Origin of the sequence: Bradyrhizobium sp. AZCC 1693, assembly GCF_036924745.1 — a bacterium.
Taxonomy (GTDB): domain Bacteria; phylum Pseudomonadota; class Alphaproteobacteria; order Rhizobiales; family Xanthobacteraceae; genus Bradyrhizobium.
In genome coordinates this window covers 4,536,829-4,557,486 of record NZ_JAZHSD010000001.1, presented here as the reverse complement: position 1 = coordinate 4,557,486, position 20,658 = coordinate 4,536,829, and the positions used below count along the sequence as shown (strand labels likewise).

Here is a 20,658-nt window from a genome sequence, read left to right as displayed (position 1 = left end):
ATACAAGAGCCCGCCGGTGATGAACCGGCGGGCTTTTCGTTTGTCGCATCCCGGCGCACGATCATGAAGCAATGGCCGCTTTGTCGGTCGGCTTCGGCGCGTTGAATTTCTGTCGCAGCGTCGGCTTGTGAATCTTTCCCGTCGCATTGCGCGGCAGGGCATCGACGAATTCGATCAGCCGCGGGCACTTGAATCGCGCCAGATTGGCCGCGCAATGGGCGTGAATTTCCGCAGGCGTCAGCGTCTGGCCCGGCTTCACGGCAATAATCGCCATGCCGACCTCACCCCACTGCTCGTTCGGGATACCGATCACGGCAGCTTCGGCGATAGCTGTCAGTTGATGCAGCACGCTCTCGACTTCGGCCGGATAGACGTTCTCGCCGCCGGAAATGTACATGTCCTTCCAGCGGTCGACGATGTAGTAGAACCCTTCCTCGTCGACGCGCGTGGCGTCGCCGGTGTGCAGCCAGCCATCGGTGAATGACGACGCGTTGGCCTCCGGCCTGTTCCAGTAGCCCGGCGTGACGTTCGGCCCCTTGACCCAGAGTTCGCCGAGTTCGCCGACGTCAGCGTCGGTCCCGTCGGGACGGACGATCCGCACTTCCGTGTGCAGCACCGGCTTGCCGGAGGAGCCGGCCTTGCGCGCGGCGTCCTCGCGGTCGAGCGCCAGCACCGCCGGCGACGTCTCGGTCATGCCGTAGCCCTGCTGCAGGGCGACGCCGCGCTCTTCCCACACTTTCAGGAGCGGTACCGGCATCGGCGCGCCGCCGACGCCGCCGATCACCAGGCGGCTGAAATCGGATGTCGCGAACGAAGGATGCTGCGCCATGAACTGGTAGATCGCGGGCACGCCGAAGAATTGGGTAATGCCCCAGGATGGGTCGCTGATCAGTTGCAGCGCCAGGCCGGGATCGAACGCGCGCATGATCAGGACGGTGCCGCCGGCATGCAGCACCGGGTTGGTGTAGCAATTGAGCCCGCCGGTATGAAACAGCGGCAGCACGGTGAGCAGCACCGTCGACGGCGAGACATAGGCGGGGCCGCCGAGGTTGACGCAATTCCAGAACGTCATGCCGTGGGTGATGATCGCGCCCTTGGGCTGACCCGTCGTGCCCGACGTGTACATGATGGTCGAGATGTCGTCATGCGTGACGTGCTCAAAGCGGTCGAGTGGCTTCGACGCCGCTATCGCCGCTTCGTAGGAACCGCCGGGGCCAAGCAGCAGCGCGGACGAAACGTTGCAGAGCCTTGCGACCGTGAGTGCGACCTCGGCGAGATCAGTGTCGTGGATCATCACTTTCGGCGAGGCATCGCCGACAATGAATTGCAGTTCGGGAACGGTGAGGCGCGTATTCAGCGGCAGGAATACCGCGCCGATCCGGAAACAGGCGAACTGCACTTCCAGCGTATCGGTCGTGTTCAGCGCCAGCACCGCGACCCGGTCGCCACGCTTGACGTCAAATTTGTCGCGCAGATGGGTTGCAAGCCGCGAGATCCGCGCATCGAACTGTGCGTAGGAAAGCCGGCGCTCGCTGGCGAGGTCGATGGCCGCGATCTTGTCCGGCGTACGGCGGCCGAAATGGGCGATCCAGTCGTAATGACGAACGGACAAGGTTTCCTCCACGTCCGGCGGTCTTGCGCCGCCTGTTTTGCTTGATGGCATTCTGCCTGGCAGATGAGGGGGCATATAGGGATGCTGTCTTGCGTAAAGTGGCTGGCTGAATCGTTCTCTGGTGCCCGCCCACACTCAGTTGTCATACCGCGCATGCGGGTATCCAGTACGCCGCGGCTTATCGGTTCAATCATTGGCGCCTCTGGAATACTGGATCACCCGCTCCAGTGCGCAATTGCGCACAAGGCGGGTGACGACAGCGGGGGATGACGCAACTTCACCTTCTCGCGACGCATTGCGCCCGAGGCTTGCTATCGAATTTCCTTAACCCTCCAGTCAGAGGGCGCAGGGAATGCCGGGTGCACGCTGCACCCGCGGTCTCGTGTGCAATAGACACAAAAAATACGCACACGAGCATACAGGGCAGCGGAGGCATCCGACATTCCCTGCGCAATGGCTTTACGGCTTATATCGTGCTCTTGTGTCCGCAAAATCTGCCAGAATATGCGAACGGGCGGCTCAGACCAACCGCCCGTCGCTGGATCTGAGCCCGTTCGCGCTCAAAGGCCTTGAGAGCCTGTCGGGGAGCGAGGGACAGATCCGGTGTCTTCCTCAACCCGAACAGTTGCATGGGCTGCGAGCCCGAACCGAGCAAGGAAGGGAGTGGATGATGGCACAAAATGAGGTCGTTGTCGTCGGTGTTGATGTGGCCAAGGACAAGGTGGATGCATGCATTCGCTCGCTGTCTCAACGGCAGACGTTCCCGAGCACCGCAGAGGGGCGGCACGCATTGATCCGCTGGCTTCGCAAACACAAGGTCGGCAAGGCAGCCATGGAGGCTTCCGGCGGTTATGAGCAGGACTGGGCCAAGGCGCTGCGCGAGGCCCGCATCGAAGTCCGGATCGTTGACCCGAAGCGGGTGCGCAGCTTCGCCCGCTCGGCCGGACGCCTCGCCAAGAACGATCCGATCGATGCGGAGATGATCGCCTGGTTCGCCGAGACCTTCACCGACGCGCCGGGCCAGGCCTTCGACGCGGCACGCGAGAGGCTGGTCAAGATCGTCAATGCGCGCCAGGGACTGCTCGATCTGCAGACCAGCTTGAAAAACAGTGGCGAGCATTCTGTGCCGGACGTCGTGCAGAAAATGCAGGCGCGGCTCTTGAAGAAGATTGCCGTCGAAGTCGCCAAGCTCGAGACCGCGATCTCCGCCATGGTCAAAGCGACGGCGCATTTTGCCGAGCTCGCCGAGATCATCGAGAGCGTGCCGGGACTTGGTAAGATCACGTCCGCCGGACTGATCGCGACGATGCCGGAACTGGGCCAGGTGAACGACAATATCGCCGCGGCCTTGCTGGGGGTAGCACCTTACGATGACGATAGCGGCCAACGGCGGGGCAACCGCCACATCAAGGGCGGGCGCCGCAAGGCCCGCAACCTCTTCTACATGCCTTGCATGGGAGCTGCGACCCAGCACAACCCCGTGCTCAAGGCGTTCTATGATCGCCTGATCGCCAAGGGAAAGGAGCCGAAGGTTGCGCTCACCGCCTGTATGCGCAAGCTCATCGTCATCCTCAACACCATGATCGCGCGACGCCAAAAATGGGACGCCAACCGTTACAAACCGAGCGACCCCGCTCGGCTTCCGCCGAGCGCATGCCCAGCCTAACGACCGGTGAGCGGACGGGGTCAAGGCCGTCAGCCGCCGGAGGCGGTGGCGCGTAGCGCCAGCCTTGAGCCCGGCCGATCACAGGTCTACGTGTAAAAACACAGTTGCTCCCCGGTCGGGCCGGGCTCGTTGTCACCGTCGCCGGCGGAATTGCTTCTCGCCAACTTGACGCCAGCATCGGGGCGTCAGGACCACACGACTTCACCGTACGCATCCGCACCGTTCGTCAAAGGCACATCCGCGTCCACCGCATCCCATCCCGCGCTTGTGACGATCGCGAAACGCCCCTCGTACCGGGACGGGACGAAAGCGGTATATTGCTGATTTGGGTCCGGCGTCAACGAAAATTTCGGAAAAACAGAAGTTGATCGAGCGCCGATGCAGCCGGATATCGATGACGCCGTGAGAATACGTTTGTCGGGGTGGCCCACGCCTTGACGTGGGTGCCCCGAGTGGCGCCAATGGCCAGATGGAGGGGACGGCGTGATCGCGTAGATTTACGCCTCCGGCTCGGAAGCATCTTCCTCATCGGAAACCGTTTCCTTCTCCTCGGAAGCCGCCTCAGGATGAACTGCTTGCAGGTACCATTCGATATGCCTCTGCAGGCGATACCGCGAAATAGGGCTTAAGCTCGGCAAGCGTTCGACAAGAGCGTCTCGCACCGACGTGATCCAAGGCCTTTCCTCTTTCAAATCGCGGTCAAGCTGCCCGTACTCATAACGGCCTTTAAGCGCCATCATCACTACGTGCTGCGCGCCGGGATGAAGAGCAAGAAACACATTTACGAAATCATCTACCCCCAGCTGGGCGAGGACAGGAGCGCGGATGTATTGGCTGGCGTCGGCATGGGTCAAAGAGGTGTGTCGGTAGAAACCCTCCACGTCCGACGTCATCTCGGATAGAAGATCAATCGCCTGCGTGGGATATGTCTCCTCGACCGCGCGCTGCACTGCCGCGGTCAGATGCAGACGCAGCTCTTTATACTCGGCAGTATCGTGCTCGCTGATTCCCAGGCCACCCCATCCTTGAAAACGGAGTTCGCTGAACTCGCCGGGGGGCGGATACTGTATCGACTTCGCTGCACAAACATCGTCGATGTACTGCTTGCCCTGCGCGACAACTTCGGCTCTCGACAGACGCAAGATTCCACGATCAGAGAGGAAGAGCCGCAGACCGAGAACATGAAGGATCTCGCCGTCTTGGGTCAATGCGCGCTCCTCAAATTGCTTCTCCATCTTTGCCAGTGCGGCATCAAATTCACTATCTGACCGCTCCATCCAATGCCAAACAGTGCGCCAAGGCTGTTCGTCTGCAACCTTGACAAAGAAGCGGCTAGCCTCCAGCTCTGCGCGAATTGCATTAGCGTCAACGATTCCTCGCACGAGGTAGTCGACTAAAAGTTGGTTCGAGAGAACATCGTCATTAATATCTACCGATGGATATCTCTCGCTCGAAAGGGCTATTGGCGTTTTGGGTTCATCTTTAGCGAACGATGCTCGCATCATCGCCGCCATTCCGCGGCCCACAAGTATATCGTCTTCTGTGATGCGGGCCGCTTTGTACTCGAAAGAGAGTACAACAAGCAGCCGCAGAAGCGTCGCCATCGCATCCGTGTTGGCTTGGTGCTCAGGAGACAGCACGACGAACAAACGCTCAAAGTCCCACATCGTCTGCTGCAAAATACGCAGGTTGTTTAGCGTAGATTGGGTATAGATAGTCGCGATGTCGGCCAAGCTACTCTGAACAAATGAACGCGCCCCCTCATGATCGATATTTGAGGCGAAATGCGCAAACGCTGCATTAAAATCGGAGCTTACTTGCAGGGTCTTTCCGATCAGCTTTTCTCGTCGACGGGCGTAGTCGTTGTCAGCTCCGATTTCCTTCTCGTTGGCAAGGATGATCACCTTGGCGCCGGCGTGCTCAACAAACTGATTTATATAGCCGAGCACCTTGTTAATCGGTGCTTCGCACCGCTCTAAATCATCAAACACATAGACGTTGGCCTCAAACTTGCTGAGGAATTCCTTGATGCTCCATTCCCCAGGATCAACCCTAAGAAATTTGAGGCCGGCCTTGGCAACGCGACCAGCCACCTTGGCGGCTTTTCCGGTCAAGGCCGGAAAAGCCGCTTGAAATAACGCGTCGTCTATTTCTTCAATGGTCGAAAGACCGTAGAGGCTCACGTAAACGTAGTTAGCCGCATCGTCCCCAAACTGCTGCTTTAAGAACGCTTTCAATAGATAGGTCTTGCCGACGCCCCAAGGGCCAGAAAGGAGTACTGCAAAGCCCGGCGCATGTGTGAGCTTGAGGTAATAGGCCAAATAGTCCCAGACGTGCTTGTTGCCTTTGTTGGCCATGGTGCTGTGATTCCCAAATAATCGACAGCATACATGACTTGCCCCGAAAAATTGAAGCTTCGTATCCATTAAGCTGCTGGTTGTCCGAAGCCTTGTCGTCTGGGCCGAGGGTGGACTAGCCCGCATGGCGGCGCGCGGCGGCGGTTTCATCTTTGCGCCCGCGGTTGACCCGATCATCCGGCAAATTTGCCACTTGATCCGCACCGCCGTGGCTACGGGTGCGCGTTAACTGAGGACGCGGCCAAATTCGGTAGGTTGGGCGGGCAAACGCACCAGCGGCCAAATGGCGCGTTTCATCGTGTTTCAAAGGAAAACCCCGGCCAGCGATACGCTGGCCGAGCTTAGATCGAGGCGCAACTCGCCGGAGCTGCCGGATAGCGGCGATCTATGGTGTTCCTTCCATCTTTTTGCACCGGGTCAAAACGTTCTCCGCGAGCCAGCCGTAATCGGTGCGTTCATCGGTGTAGTGCATTACGAACCACCAATCTTGGTACTTATCTCGAAAGGCGACCTTGTCGCCCTTGTTGACCGGCATATAGCGCGGCTCGGTCTGGCCGCCGGGCCGATTCGCAAACTCGGTGTCCTTTGAGACTGTGCACTCGGTGTAGAACGCGCTCGCCGGCGCCGAAAGAGCGATGACAGCGGCACTGGCGAGAAGAAACTTCATCATTGTTATTGTCCCTCATAGAATATCTGGCTTGACGATTCTCCCACCACCGGCACGATCCAGCAATGCCTAATGGGATCGGGCTCCCGGTAGCTCAGGCAACGAGGCGCAGTTCGGTCTCGCCTTGCTCGGCAGGCCTGCCGATGATCCGCCGTAGCTCGGCTGCGATGCCGTCGAGCATGCCGCGCTTCTGCTGCATGCGCTTCGACTGATTATAGATGCCGGTGATCCGGTGCACCCTCTCGCTGTTGTCCTTGGTCACGGTATGGTCGAGTCGAAATTTCGGAAAAATCAGAAGTTGGTCGGCGCGACCGAGGACATCGCGTCAGGTCGAGAAGTTCCAAAAGCGAAGATCGCTGTCGGTGATCTCACGCAGCTCCGATAACGGCTAGCTCGGTAAACCGACATCGTCGAACCGCTTCCAGGACCGGCCGTCCATATTCATATAGATGAGCGGCGAGCGAACTCGCCAGGGGTAAAGGCCAGTTCGCCAGGCTCGCCCGACCGACTCGCCGCAGGATCGTCATTGATCCCGCGGCGACGCGATAAATTTATGCGACTTCCTGTTCAGCGGCTTCCTGTTGTCGCACCGGCTCGGCCGGCGTCGCAAGCTCCCTGGCGAGCCTGGTCGCGCCTACATAGTCGGTCTTGCCGGAGCCCAGCAGCGGTACATTGCCGACCACGCGGATATCTGCCGGCACCGCCAGTTCGGAGGCGCCCACGGTCTTGGCCTGGCGCTGCATCGCCGGGCGCTCGGCATCCTTCTGCGTGGTGAGGAGCACGATCCGTTCGCCCTTGCGTGCATCGGGGATCGATACCGCAACCGACATCGCCTGCGGCCACAGCGCCGCGGCCATGGCTTCGACCGCCGACAGCGAGACCATCTCGCCGGCAATCTTGGCGAAGCGTTTGGCGCGGCCCTTGATGGCGATGAAGCCCGCCGCATCGATGGTGACGATGTCGCCGGTGTCGTGCCAGCCGCCGGCGAGCGGCTCCAGCACGCCGGGGTTTTCCGCACGGAGATATCCCAGCATGACGTTGGGCCCACGCACCGACAGACGTCCGCCTTCCTCGATGCCGGGGACCGGATCGAGGCGGGCTTCCATCAGCGGCGACAGCCGGCCGACGGTGCCCGGACGATTCGCCATCGGCGTGTTCATCGCGAGCACGGGCGCGGTCTCGGTGACGCCGTAGCCTTCGAGGACGCGGATGCCATAGCGCTCCATATACACCTGCCGCGTACTGTCCTTCACCGCTTCCGCGCCGGCGATCACGAGGCGCAGGGTACGGAAGTCGTAGGCATGGGCCGAGCGCGCATGACCGGAGAGGAAAGTATCCGTGCCGAACAGGATGGTGGCGCCGGTCTGGTAAATCAGTTCCGGCACGATCCGGTAATGCAGCGGCGACGGATACATGAAGATCGGAATGCCGGCCAGCATCGGCATCATCATCCCGCCCGTCAGGCCGAAGGAGTGGAACACGGGCAACACGTTGAATACCTTGTCATTGGCATTGGCATCGACCCGCGCCAGCGCCTGTGCCGCATTGGCGAGGATGTTGCGATGGGAGAGCACGACACCCTTGGGCGTGCCTTCCGACCCTGATGTGAACAGGACGACCGCCGGATCGTCCGCCGTGCGGGTGGTGCGGGGGGCAGTGTCGGCGAGCAGGCCGCGGACCTTGTCGAGCGCACCGATCGAGGCGCGGACATCCTCGAGATACACGACCCTGGCCTGGCCGGCGATGGCGGCAATGAGCTTGTCGAGCTTGCCCTTCTCGATGAAGGACTTCGAGGTCAGCACGGTCTTGACTTGCGCGGCCTGCATCGCCGCCAGCACATTGACCGGACCGGCGGAGAAATTGAGCATCGCGGGCACGCGGCCGATGCTCTGCAGCGCCATGAACACGACGGCGACGCCGGCCGAGTTCGGCAGCAGCACGCCGACATTCTCGCCGGCTGTGGTGCCCTTCTCCAGCTTGCGGCTCAGCATCTGCGCGCCGAGGATCAACTTGCGATAGGTCAGCCTGGTGCCGAGCGCGTCCTCAATGATCGGCTTGCCGGTGTCGCGGTCGCGATGGGCATGCGCCAGCGCTTCGAACAGGGTTTGCTCCAGCATGGCGTTCTTGACCGTGGCGTCGATCATGACGTCCTGCAGCGCCGCGCCTGCCGCATTGCGCCGGGTCTTGCCCTTCAGCGACGGGTCGATCGGCAATTTGACCGGCGGCAGGATCGAGATCGTCACCTTGGGGAACCACGAGCGCTTGATCTCGCCGTTCTTCAGGTAGCTCAGCTGCGAACGCTGCGCGCCCTCGATGCGGACGGGCACAACGACCGCATCGGCCTTGTCGGCGATCATCGCGGTGCCATCATAGACCTTCATCAGCGAGCCCGACACCGTGATGCGACCCTCGGGAAAAATCACCACCGGCTCGCCCGATGCCACCAGCTTGATCAGGTCGCGCGCCGCCAGCGGCTTGGTCGGATCCATGGTGTAGTGCTTGATCAGTTTCAGGAACGGCTTCGCCCACCACGCCTTGGAAATTCCGGTGTCGACGGCAAAGCTGGCGTCGATCGGCAGTGTTGCATGCAGCAGCGGGCCATCGACCAGGCTGACATGGTTCGGCGCGATCAGCATGCGGGTGCCGGCCGGCGGCAGATTCTCCATGCCGCGGACCTCGACACGGAACAGCGCACGAAACAGCAGCGCGCCGAAGTCGCGCACGCCTTCGCGGCCCCATTTGCCGAGCACGAACCAGACCGAGCCAAAGCTTGCGATCGCAAGGCCGAAGAAGATCCAGGCGACCGGAAGACCAAGCGCCTGCAATGCCGCGACGAACAGCGAACCGACCACCATGAAGGCAGCCTGCAGCACGTTGCCGGCGGCGATCACGCGGGCTCGTTCCGACGGCGCGGACCATGCCTGGACGGCGGCGAAGGACGGTACCACGAACAAGCCGCCGCCAACCGCGAACAGGAAGAAGTCGGCCAGCATCCGGACGCCAGCGAAGGAGGTGGTGAATGCGGTGGCCGTTACGTCGGTTCCGTGCACCGTGCTTCCGATGGCCCAGGCCAGATCGAGACCGACGATGCCCATCACGATGGCGCCGATCGGCACCAGCGCGAGATTCGGGCGCACGTGGCTGAGCTGCGCGGCCAGCAGCGAGCCCGCGGCAATACCGATCGCGAACACGGCGAGGCAGACCGTCACGACGCCTTCGGTGCCGCCGACGCCATCTTTGACCAGCGCGGGCAGCAACGACAGCACGATCGCGCCGACCATCCAGAACCAGGACACGATCAGCATGCCGTCCCACAGGCGCGGTTCGGCGTGGAGCGTCTTCAAAAGGTGAACGGTGGAGGTCCAGGGATTGGCTGTGATCGACAGATCAGGCGCGGATGGCTGGCTCACGGGGATACGGGCCGCAAATGCCCAGGACAGGATCGACAGCCCGACCACGGCCAGGCAAATCCATCCCATATGCGAGGCGCCTGCGATAAACAGACCGCCGGCGATCGTGCCGATCAGGATCGCCATGAAGGTCGCGCCCTCGACAAGGGCGTTTCCGGTTGCGAGTTCGGAAACCGATAGCTGGTCGGGAAGGATGGCGTATTTCACCGGGCCGAACAGGGCTGCCACCACGCCGAACAGCGCGAGCGCCACGAACAGCAACGGGATCGAGTGCATGTAGAAGCCGGCGGCCGCAAAGCAGGCGGCAAATATTTCGGCGAACTTCAGGCGTCGCGCGACGGTCATCTTGACGAATTTGTCGGCCAGTTCGCCGCCGAGCGCCGAAAGCACGAAAAAGGGGAAGATGAAGACCGCGCCGGCCAGCGTCACCAGCGGAGCGCCCTCTTCGGCGGCTACGCCATAGAGCAGCATGATGACGAGCGCGTTCTTCAGCACGTTGTCGTTCAATGCCGAACAGAATTGCGACCAGAACAGCGGGGCGAAGCGGCGAGAGGACAGCAATTCCTTGATCATGACTATTTCCTGTTACTTCGGCCGGGCAATCCCGGATCTGGTCTACAAATCGTGAGCTGCTAATTTGGGCATCGTCAGTCGCGCGAAAGTCGTGGCCAATGCGCGGGGTGGTCACCGGGGACGGTTGCATTGAAAGGTTGTACGGAAAGTTATCCGGACATCGTGTCGTGTGAGCTGGCGGATGATTTGCCGCGGCATAGTGATCCCTTTCTTACGATCGGAGACACATTTGAACGAAAGCGGCGGCGGCTCAGGTCAGGTAGTGCAGGGAGGCAAACGGCGACAGCGAGCGCTTCCACGGGCTGCGGGGACGATGGGCTTTCATCATCGCGCGCAGGCGACGCGCCGGCTGCCGGCGGGCCAGAACGCCGCCGACGTCGCAGGCATTGGCAATGCGCTCGATCGGCGCGGTGGCGGTGTGGACGATAACCTTGCCAAATCCCTTCACGAGTTCGATGGCATCGTCGACGAAAGTGGTGGTCAGCTGGGAAACAAGGGTTTGCATTGGGGTAGCCTCCGGGTTAAAAATGAACATCGTTCAAAATGTGTAGGGCAAACGTGAGCAACGCTCAAGAAGAATCTTTGCGGGAACGCAAAAAAAATTTGCGCCGCCATCTCATGATCGAGACCGCGCGGCGCTTGATTGCCGCTAACGGTTTGAGATCATTGAAAGTTCGGGATGTCGCGGAGGCCGCCGATTGCTCGATCGGAAGCGTCTATAACGAGTTCGGAGACTTCGACGGCCTGATCCTGACCGTGAATCGTGAGACGGTTCGGGCTCTGACTGTCCGCCTGGTCGCGGTCCCTGCCGAAGACCCGGTCCGCCAGCTCCACGGCTTGGCCGAGACCTACCTGACGTTCGCGGCCGATCACGCCAATCTTTTGCGTTCGCTGTTCGAACACCGGATGGAGGACGACCGGCCTTTCCCCGAAGACATCCTGCTGATGGTGATGCAGGCGTTTGCGCTGATGCATGAGCCGATGGTCCGGCTCCTGCCCGACCGGAATCCGGGCGAGGTGGCGTTGCTGGCGCGCATGATGTTCTCCGCCGTGCACGGCATCATTTCACTCGGCCTGGAAGAGCGAATGGTCGCGGTGCCGCCGGAAAAGCTGCGCCAACAGTTGGCGCAATTCGTGGATACACACCTGGCGGGGTTGGGCATCTCTCTTGGTAAAGGGCGAGACCGCGAGGTCTGACCCTGCAGATCCTGGTGGTGGTGGTGCAGCAATCAGGGATTCACGAGCTGATCAATTCACGCTTGGAACAAGCGCCGTCGCCAGGGCCGAAAAACTCCGCCCTGCCATCGCGCATCGCCTTCACGAACCGCGCAGCAATTCACTGATCACGTTGAACTGGCTGTCGCGAAACTCGACCATGTACCCGCCCTTGACTGGGCATCCTCCCCGGCGAATGGCCGACAATGTTGTTATTGGTTTTAAACCAAGGCTAGGGCATGTTCGGGCAACCGGTCTTGCGTTCAGCCGCTCAACGCAAGTTTGCGCGAGCCAAATCGGGGCATCGTGATCCTTTCGGAGGAAACCATGCTGGAGCGCACAACGGTGCAAAGCCCGTTCTATACGGCGGACCATGAGGCGTTTCGCAACGTAATGCGCCGCTTCGTCGCGCGCGAGATCGAACCCTATGCGCACGAATGGGACGAAGCCGGCGAGTTTCCGCGCGAGCTTTATCGGAAAGCCTCCGAGATCGGGCTATTGGGGCTCGGCTTTCCCGAAGAATATGGCGGCGTCGCCGCCGATCAGTTCATGAAGATCGTGGCGTCGCAGGAACTGGCGCGCGCCGGCGCGGGCGGGATCAGTGCGAGCCTGATGAGCCATACCATCGGTTCGCCGCCGATCGCGCGCGCCGCGAGGCCCGAGGTCAAGGCCCGGGTGCTGCCGCAGGTGCTGTCGGGCGAGAAGATTTCGGCGCTCGCGATCACCGAGCCGAGCGGTGGCTCCGACGTTGCCAACCTCCGAACCAAGGCGCGGCGCGACGGCGACCATTATGTCGTCAGTGGCGAAAAGACCTTCATCACCTCGGGGATGCGGGCCGATTATCTGACGGTCGCGGTGCGCACCGGCCGCGAGGGACCGGGCGGCGTCAGTCTGTTGCTGATCGAAGGCGATACGCCGGGCCTGTCGCGGACCAAACTGAAAAAGATGGGCTGGTGGGCGTCGGATACCGCGACGCTGCATTTCGACGAGTGCCGCGTGCCCGCCGAAAACCTGATCGGCGAGGAGGGCCATGGTTTCAAGATCATCATGCATAATTTCAACAGCGAGCGCATGGGCATGGCGGCGAGCTGCACGGCCTATGCCCGCGTCTGTCTTGATGAGGCGATCGCTTACGCCAAGGAGCGCAAGACGTTTGGAAAACCGATCGCGCAGCACCAGGTGATCCGCCACAAGCTGGTCGACATGGCGCAGAGGGTCGCGGCGTCGCAGGCGATGCTGGAAATGCTGGCGTGGCGGCTCGGGCAGGGCGAGAGCCCGGTCGCCGAAATCTGCATGATGAAGAACCAGGCCACCCAGACCATGGCGTTCTGTGCCAGTGAAGCGGTGCAGATTTTCGGCGGCGCCGGCTTCATGCGCGGCGTCAAGGTCGAGCGCATCTATCGCGAGGTGAAGGTTAATGCCATCGGCGGCGGCACCGAGGAGATCATGAAGGATCTCGCCTCGAGGCAGATGGGGTTGTGATGTTCTCTCTCCGTCATGCCCGGGCCTGACCCGGGCATCCACGCCTTGCTGGCACTGGAAGAAGGACGTGGATGGCCGGGACAAGCCCGGCCATGACGCAAGTGGAAATACCGATTGGAGCCTGACCAAGAAATGCTCTTCACCGCCGACCACGACGAACCCCGCCGTATCCTGCAGAAGTTCATTGCTGCCGAGATCAACCCGTTCGTCGACGAATGGGAGAAGGCGGACATCTTCCCCGCGCATGAGCTGTTCAAGAAGCTCGGCGATCTCGGCTTTCTCGGCCTCAACAAGCCGGTCGAATTCGGCGGTCAGGGGCTCGATTACTCCTATGCGCTGATGATGGCCGAAGAACTCGGCGCCATCACCTGCGGCGGCGTGCCGATGGCGATCGGGGTGCAGACTGATATGGCTACTCCCGCGCTGGCGCGGTTCGGCTCGGATGAGGTGCGCCGCGAGTTTCTCGCGCCCGCCATTGCGGGTGACGCGGTGGCCTGCATCGGCGTCTCCGAGCCCGGCGCCGGCTCTGATGTTGCCTCGATCAAGACCAGTGCACGCGCCGATGGCGACGATTACGTCATCAATGGCGGCAAGATGTGGATCACCAATGGCGTGCAGGCCGACTGGATCTGCCTGCTCGCCAATACCAGCGACGACCAGGTCCATCGCAACAAGTCGCTGATCTGCGTGCCCATGAAAGAGAAGGGCGTGCAGGTCGCGCGCAAGCTCGACAAGATGGGCATGCGCTCGTCCGACACCGCGCAGATCTTCTTCGACAATGTCCGGGTGCCCAAGCGCAACCGGATCGGCGAGGAAGGCAAGGGCTTTACCTACCAGATGGTGCAGTTCCAGGAGGAGCGGCTGTGGGGCGCGGCCGCCTGCCTCAAGGCGCATGAGTTCATCATATCAGAGACGATCGAATATACCCGGAACCGGAAAGCGTTCGGAAAGTCGATCCTCGACAACCAGACCGTCCACTTCAAGTTGGCGGAGATGCAGACCGAGGTCGAATTGCTGCGCGCTCTGATCTACCGCGCCGCCGAGGCGCTGGTTGCGGGCGAAGACGTGACACGGCTCGCCACCATGGCCAAGCTCAAGGCCGGGCGTCTGGGCCGCGAACTCACCGACGCCTGCCTGCAGTTCTGGGGCGGCATGGGTTTCATGAACGAGACGCCGGTCAGCCGGGCCTATCGCGACAGCCGCCTGACCTCGATCGGCGGCGGCGCCGACGAGGTGATGCTGACGGTGCTGTGCAAGATGATGGGCACGCTGCCGAAAAACTAATAAAAGCCCGATCAGAACTTACGAGGGGTATGCCTGATGATCACGCTCTATCACTGCGACGGCGCACGCTCGTTCCGGCCGCTCTGGATGCTGGAAGAGATGGGCCTTCCGTATGAGCTGAAAATGCTGCCGTTCCCGCCGCGGGTGTTCGCCAAGGAATATCTCGCGATCAATCCGCTCGGCACTATTCCGTTCATGATCGACGGCGAGACCAAAATGACGGAGTCCTCTGGCATCTGTTATTACCTCGGCACCAAATACGGCCCGACCCCGCTGGTGGTAGGCCAGGATGATCCAGCCTACGGCGCGTTCCTGAACTGGATGTATTTCAGCGATGCCACGCTGACCTTTCCGCAAACGCTGGTGCTGAGATACAGCCAGCTCGAACCGGAAGAACGGCGGAACCCGCAGGTGGCCGGCGACTATGCCAAATGGTTCCTCGGCCGGCTGCGCGCTGTCGAGGCCGCTACCGCAAATGCTGAAACCTTGTGCGCCGGCCGGTTCACTGCGGCCGATATCGTCAACGGCTATGCGTTGCGTCTGGCTGGCAATATTGGCCTGGCCAAGGATTTCGGCCCCAATGTCGCGGCCTATTGGGCCCGGTTGCAGGAACGCGACGGGTACAAGCGTGCCATTGCGGCGGAACGCAAGGCCGGCGTCGAGCAGAACGTGGCGCCTCGGATCCGGGCTTGAAAGAGCCCCGTCATTCCGGGGCGCGAAGCGAACCCGGAATCTCGAGATTCCCCGATGTGCACAGCACATCGTAGTTCGATGCTTCGCATCGCCCCGGACGGCCTCTTCTGTCGGTGACAGACACCGAATTTCCGCTATGGTTGACCCGTCGCAGCGGCCAGAGAGCCGCGCGAGGAGGACGAGCCATGGACGATGTCGGCCACAAATCCGGCCATCTGATGCTGATCACCCCGGAGCGCGTGTTCTACGCCGGCCTGCTCGGCCGTCCGCGCCAACGCTGCTCGGGCGGGTTCAACATCTATGTCGCGCTCGAGGGCGGTCTCTGGCTCACCACCGCCGATGGCCGTGAAACCCATGGTGAAATGGTCGCCCTGTTGCCGAACATCAGGCACACCATCGCCAGCGATTTTCGTTCGGTGCTCAGCGTCGTGATCGAACCGGAGAGCGTTCGTCCCGGCGCGCTCGAAGATCTCGCCAGGCGCCTCTCGGGGCCTGAAGGCACCGCTTTCACCAGCCGCATTCGCGACGCCTATCGCGAACTGCGTGAGCATCACGCCGGCAATGATTTTTCCAGCGCCGAGTTCGATTCTCTGTGCCTCGGCGAGGCCCTGCCGCAGCGCGAACTCGATGCCCGCGTGGCACGCGCCATTGTGCAGATCGGAAAATTCTCCGGCGAGCCGGTGACGGCGGCAAGCTGCGCCGCGGAGGCGGGATTGTCGCCGTCGCGCTTCCTGCATTTGTTCAAGGAAGAGACGGGCATTTCCTTCCGTTCGTTCCGCGCATGGAAACGGGCGCGGCATCTGCTGCATTTCGCCAACCAGGATATCAACCTTGCGCATCTGGCGCAGGACATCGGCTATCCCGACTCCACGCATTTCAGCCATTCGATCCGCCGCTTCTATGGCTTGAAGCCGCGCGCGATCTTTTCAGGTTCGCGCGATCTGGCGATCTATAGCCACCGCCGTGCCGCCGCCGGCAATAGCGGGTTGACGCAAGAAGCCGGCTGATGCCGGACGCATGATCGCGCCGGGTATTTCGCGATCCCTCGCGTCCCGCTTTCGAAGGTTGATCCATGGGTGACAAGGCCGTCATTACCTGCGCGCTGAACGGCGTGCTGACCGACCCGAAGCAGCACAATGTGCCTGTCACGCCGGAGCAGATGGCGCGCGAGGCCAGGGTCGCGTTCAATGCCGGCGCCAGCATCATGCATGTCCATCTGCGCCAGCAGGAGCCGAACAAGGGCCATCTGCCGTCCTGGGACGTCAACGTATCCAGGGAGATTCAGCAGGCGATACGCGAGGCGTGCCCCGGCGTCATCATCAACCACACCACGGGCACCTCGGGTCCAAAATATCAGGGCGCGCTCGATTGCGTGCGCGAGACCCGGCCTGAGATTGCAGCCTGCAATGCCGGTTCGCTGAATTATCTCAAGGTGAAGTCCGACAACACCTGGGCGTGGCCGCCGATGATGTTCGATAACGCGGTCGAGAAAGTGCAGGACTATCTCGACGTGATGAAGGAGGCGGGCACGATTCCCGAGTTCGAATGCTTCGACGTCGGCATCGTGCGCTGCGTCGGCATGTACCGGCAGACCGGGATGTATTCCGGCCCGCTCGAATATAACTTTGTGATGGGCGTCGCCTCGGGCATGCCGGCCGATCCGGAATTGCTGCCGATCCTGTTGAAGCTGAAATTGCCGGAAGCGCATTGGCAGGTCACCGCGATCGGGCGCGGCGAAATCTGGCCGCTGCATCAGCGCTGCGCCGATCTCGGCGGGCATCTGCGCACCGGGCTGGAGGACACCTTCTATCTCGCCGACGGCACCAAGGTGACCTCGAACGGGCAGTTGATCGACGCCATCGCCGCCTGCGCGCGGCGCGCGGGCCGCGAGATCGCAAGCCCGGCGGAGGCCCGGCAGATATTTGGGACCAGGCATTGAGGTCGTCATTCCGGGGCGATGCGAAGCATCGAACTACGATGTGCTATGCACATCGGAGAATCTCGAGATTCCGGGTCTGGTGTTGCGCACCATCCCGGAATGACGGAGAGAGTTGAATTTATGGCCATCCTCGAATCGACCATCTCCCCCTCCAGCGCCGGCTACAAAGCCAATCGCGACGGCATGCTGGCGCTGATCACGCGCATGCGCACCCTCGAAGATCGCACCCGGGCAACATCCGCTGCCGCCAGGGACCGCTTCCACAAGCGCGGACAGTTGCTGCCGCGCGAGCGTGTCGCGCTGGTGCTCGACCCCGGATCGCCCTTCATCGAACTGTCGACGCTTGCCGGATACATGTTCGATGTGCCGGATGCGGACAAGAGCGTGCCGGGCGGCGGCGTGATCGCGGGCATCGGCTTCGTCGCCGGCATCCGCTGCATGGTCAGCGCCAGTGATTCCGGCATCGATGCCGGCGCACTGCAGCCGTTCGGCCTCGACAAGACGCTGCGGGTGCAGGAACTGGCGCTGGAAAACAAGCTGCCTTACGTGCAACTGGTCGAAAGCGCCGGCGCCAATCTGCTGCGCTACCGCGTCGAAGACTTTATTCGCGGCGGCAACATCTTTCGCAACCTGGCGCGGCTGTCGGCGGCGGGGTTGCCCGTCGTCACCGTGACGCATGGCTCGTCGACCGCTGGCGGCGCGTATCAAACGGGTCTCTCGGATTACATCGTGATGGTCCGCGGCCGCACCCGCGCATTTCTCGCCGGGCCGCCACTGTTGAAAGCCGCAACGGGCGAGATTGCGACCGAGGAGGAACTCGGCGGTGCCGAGATGCACACGTCCATCTCCGGTCTCGGCGACTATCTGGCCGAAGACGATCGCGATGCGCTCCGCATCGCGCGCGACATCATGGCCAATCTGGAATGGGACCGGCGGAGGCCAGCGGAAGCATCGTTCAAGCCGCCGCGCTACGATGCCGACGAACTGCTCGGCATCATGCCGATGGACCACAAGCGGCCCGTCGACATGCGCCAGGCCATCGCCCGCTTCATCGACGATTCCGATTTCACCGAGTTCGGCGCCAATTACGGTCCCGCCACCGTGTGCGGCCATGCCCGCATCGAGGGGCAGGCGATCGGGATCATCACCAACAACGGCCCGCTCGATGTGCCCGGCGCCAACAAGGCGACGCATTTCATCCAGGCCTGCTGCCAGTCGCGCACGCCAATCCTGTATATGAACAACACCACGGGCTACATGGTGGGCAAGGCCTATGAGGAAGCCGGCATGATCAAGCACGGCTCCAAGATGATCCAGGCGGTGACCTCGGCGACCGTGCCGCAGATCACGATCTACTGCGGGGCGTCGTTCGGCGCCGGCAATTACGGCATGTGCGGCCGTGGCTTCCATCCGCGCTTCTGCTTCTCTTGGCCGAACGCCAAGACCGCCGTGATGGGTGGCGAGCAGGCGGCGGAAACCATGGCGATCGTGACCGAGGCCGCAGCCGCCAGGCGCGGCAAGCCGATCGAGACGGAGAAGCTCGAGGCGATGAAGGCGCAAATCACCGGCGTGTTCGACGGCCAGATGGACGTGTTCTCGACCAGCGCGCGCGTGCTCGACGACGGCGTGATCGATCCGCGCGATACCCGCAGCGTGCTTTCCGAAGTGCTGGCGATCTGCCGCGAGGCCGAGGCCCGCACGCCCCAGCGCATGCAGTTCTCGGTCGCGCGGCCATGAGCGGGACTGAAATGAAGCGGACGCCGTTCTTCAAGATTCTCGTCGCCAACCGCGGCGAGATCGCGCTCCGGATCATGCGCACCGCGCGCCGCCTCGGCTATGGCGTGGTTGCCGTCTATTCCGATGCCGATCGCGACGCGCTGCATGTTCGCGAAGCCGATTCTGCGGTGCGGATCGGGGAAGCGCTGCCGGCGCAGTCGTACTTGCGGATCGATGCGATCATCGCCGCCGCCAAGGCCAGCGGCGCCAGTGCGATTCATCCCGGCTATGGTTTCCTCGCCGAGAACGAGGATTTTGCGCAAGCCTGCCGCGATGCCGGACTGGTTTTCATCGGTCCGTCGCCTGAATCGATCCGGGCCATGGGCAACAAGGCGGGCGCCAAGGACATCATGCAAAAGGCCGGCGTGCCTTGCGTGCCCGGCTATCAGGGCGCGGACCAGAGCGATGCCGTGATGCTGGCGGAAGCCAGGAAGATCGGCTTTCCCGTCATGATCAAGGCGGTCGCGGGCGGCGGCGGACGCGGCATGCGGCTGGTCACGGACGCCGCGGCATTTCCGGATGCGCTGCGCAGCGCGCGCTCCGAAGCGCAGGGTGCGTTCGGCGACCCCACCGTGATCCTCGAGCGCGCCATCGTCGATCCCCGTCACATCGAAATCCAGGTGTTCGGCGACCGCTACGGCAACGCCATCCATCTCGGCGAGCGCGATTGCTCGGTGCAGCGCCGGCACCAGAAGGTGATCGAGGAAGCGCCCTCGCCCAAGGTGACGCCGGAATTGCGGGCGCGCATGGGTGCGGTCGCCGTCGCCGCGGTCAAGTCGATTGGCTACGAGGGCGCGGGCACGCTGGAATTCCTGCTCGATCAGAGCGGCGAGTTCTATTTCATGGAAATGAACACGCGGCTGCAGGTCGAGCACCCCGTCACCGAGGCGATCACCGGGCTCGATCTGGTCGAACTGCAGTTGCGCATCGCGGCGGGCGAGCCGCTTGGGCTCAAGCAGGAGGATGTCAAATTCTCTGGCCATGCCATCGAGGTGCGGCTGTGCTCGGAGGACGCCAATCACGATTTCATGCCGCAGTCCGGCACAATGGCGCTGTGGCAGATGCCGGATGGCGTCCGTGTCGAGCACGCGCTGCAATCGGGTGCGGAGATTCCGCCGTTCTACGATTCGATGATCGCCAAGATCATCAGCCATGGCGCCGATCGCAACGAGGCGCGGGGCCGGTTGATTTGCGGTCTGGAGCAGACTGCGGCGTTCGGTGTCACCACCAATCAGGGATTTTTGATTTCTTGTCTGCGTCATCCCGGCTTTGCCAAGGGCGAGGCGACCACGGCTTTCATCGGCAATCATCGCGACGAACTGCTTGCGTCACGTACAAACGAGAAGGCGGAAGCCGCGCTGGCAGCGCTGTTGCTTTACGTCACCAATCCGCATGCACCGCCATGGCGCAGCGGACGCAGTCTGGCGGTGACGTTCCCGCTGACGACACGAATTGATCTCGGTCACGGCGTTCACGAGGTCGACATCGTTCGCGAGCGCGACGGGAATTATCTTGCAAGCCTTTCGGGCGTCGTGCAGCGGTTCGAGATCGACGAACTCGACCGCGATACGGTCCGCTTCCACACCGACGGCATCATGGATTCCGCAAAATTCCTTCGCGATGGCGACCGGCTCTATGTTCTGCATCGCGGCGCCACGATTGCGATTCGCGACCTTACCCTCGCCGCACCAGAGTCCGCTACGGCGGCCGGCGGCGACGGCAAGGTGCGCGCGGCAATGAACGGCCGCGTGGTGGCCGTGCTGGTCAAGCCGGGCGAGCAGGTGGTGCTCGGCCAGCCTGTGATGACGCTGGAAGCGATGAAGATGGAGCATGTGCATACGGCGGGCGTTGCCGGCACGGTTTCGTCGATTGATGTGGCCGAAGGCGAGCAGGTGACGACGGGGAAGATCGTCGTGGAGATTGCGGCAGTGTGAACTGTCGTCCCGGCCTTGAGCCGGGACCCATACACCGCGGCCGGTGTAAT

At 62.2% G+C, this 20,658-nt stretch carries 15 protein-coding genes; 9 read left to right on the top strand and 6 right to left on the bottom strand.

From position 1 onward, the window contains the following. Positions 1-61: 61 nt before the first annotated feature. Positions 62-1,612 carry an acyl-CoA synthetase gene (locus V1293_RS21780; protein ID WP_334512099.1) on the bottom strand — a complete coding sequence of 517 codons (1,551 nt, stop codon included), beginning with the start codon at positions 1,610-1,612 and terminating at the stop codon, positions 62-64. 352 nt (positions 1,613-1,964) lie between these two features. Here V1293_RS21780 and V1293_RS21775 point away from each other — a divergent pair, with 352 nt between their 5' ends. After that, positions 1,965-3,278 carry an IS110 family transposase gene (locus tag V1293_RS21775; protein WP_334512097.1) on the top strand — a complete coding sequence of 438 codons (1,314 nt, stop codon included), beginning with the start codon at positions 1,965-1,967 and terminating at the stop codon, positions 3,276-3,278. Between the two features lie 497 nt (positions 3,279-3,775). Here V1293_RS21775 and V1293_RS21770 read toward each other — a convergent pair whose 3' ends face one another. The 5 genes from V1293_RS21770 to V1293_RS21750 all read right to left on the bottom strand — a co-directional run bounded on the left by V1293_RS21770 (position 3,776) and on the right by V1293_RS21750 (position 10,790). Continuing rightward, entirely contained in the window at positions 3,776-5,635 is a 1,860-nt protein-coding gene (locus V1293_RS21770) for a P-loop NTPase fold protein (protein WP_334512096.1), read from the bottom strand. 385 nt (positions 5,636-6,020) lie between these two features. Then, positions 6,021-6,305 (bottom strand): hypothetical protein, encoded by a 285-nt coding sequence (locus V1293_RS21765; RefSeq protein WP_334512093.1) that lies wholly within the window; start codon positions 6,303-6,305, stop codon positions 6,021-6,023. Between the two features lie 91 nt (positions 6,306-6,396). Next, positions 6,397-6,564 (bottom strand): hypothetical protein, encoded by a 168-nt coding sequence (locus V1293_RS21760; RefSeq protein ID WP_334512091.1) that lies wholly within the window; start codon positions 6,562-6,564, stop codon positions 6,397-6,399. A 289-nt stretch (positions 6,565-6,853) separates the two neighbouring features. Continuing rightward, on the bottom strand, positions 6,854-10,285 hold the full coding sequence (locus tag V1293_RS21755; RefSeq protein ID WP_334512089.1) for an acyl-[ACP]--phospholipid O-acyltransferase: 3,432 nt from the start codon (positions 10,283-10,285) through the stop codon (positions 6,854-6,856). A gap of 250 nt (positions 10,286-10,535) precedes the next feature. Continuing rightward, positions 10,536-10,790 (bottom strand): hypothetical protein, encoded by a 255-nt coding sequence (locus tag V1293_RS21750; protein ID WP_334512088.1) that lies wholly within the window; start codon positions 10,788-10,790, stop codon positions 10,536-10,538. 53 nt (positions 10,791-10,843) lie between these two features. Here V1293_RS21750 and V1293_RS21745 point away from each other — a divergent pair, with 53 nt between their 5' ends. From V1293_RS21745 to V1293_RS21710, 8 genes are all read left to right on the top strand, one after another. Further along, a complete protein-coding gene (locus tag V1293_RS21745; protein WP_334512086.1) occupies positions 10,844-11,482 on the top strand; it encodes a TetR/AcrR family transcriptional regulator in 639 nt (212 codons plus the stop codon). Between the two features lie 345 nt (positions 11,483-11,827). Beyond that, on the top strand, positions 11,828-12,982 hold the full coding sequence (locus V1293_RS21740; protein WP_334512085.1) for an acyl-CoA dehydrogenase family protein: 1,155 nt from the start codon (positions 11,828-11,830) through the stop codon (positions 12,980-12,982). A 132-nt stretch (positions 12,983-13,114) separates the two neighbouring features. Beyond that, complete coding sequence (locus V1293_RS21735; protein ID WP_334512084.1) at positions 13,115-14,266, top strand: acyl-CoA dehydrogenase family protein; 1,152 nt, start codon at positions 13,115-13,117, stop codon at positions 14,264-14,266. A gap of 36 nt (positions 14,267-14,302) precedes the next feature. Then, complete coding sequence (locus V1293_RS21730) at positions 14,303-14,959, top strand: glutathione S-transferase family protein (protein ID WP_334512083.1); 657 nt, start codon at positions 14,303-14,305, stop codon at positions 14,957-14,959. Positions 14,960-15,144: 185 nt separating this feature from the next. Next, positions 15,145-15,966 carry an AraC family transcriptional regulator gene (locus tag V1293_RS21725; protein WP_334512081.1) on the top strand — a complete coding sequence of 274 codons (822 nt, stop codon included), beginning with the start codon at positions 15,145-15,147 and terminating at the stop codon, positions 15,964-15,966. Positions 15,967-16,031: 65 nt separating this feature from the next. Further along, on the top strand, positions 16,032-16,898 hold the full coding sequence (locus V1293_RS21720) for a 3-keto-5-aminohexanoate cleavage protein (RefSeq protein ID WP_334512080.1): 867 nt from the start codon (positions 16,032-16,034) through the stop codon (positions 16,896-16,898). A gap of 120 nt (positions 16,899-17,018) precedes the next feature. After that, on the top strand, positions 17,019-18,635 hold the full coding sequence (locus tag V1293_RS21715) for an acyl-CoA carboxylase subunit beta (RefSeq protein WP_334512079.1): 1,617 nt from the start codon (positions 17,019-17,021) through the stop codon (positions 18,633-18,635). After that, positions 18,632-20,608 (top strand): acetyl/propionyl/methylcrotonyl-CoA carboxylase subunit alpha, encoded by a 1,977-nt coding sequence (locus tag V1293_RS21710; protein ID WP_442894262.1) that lies wholly within the window; start codon positions 18,632-18,634, stop codon positions 20,606-20,608. The genes V1293_RS21715 and V1293_RS21710 overlap by 4 nt, the downstream gene beginning before the upstream one ends. The last annotated feature ends 50 nt before the right edge of the window (positions 20,609-20,658 follow it).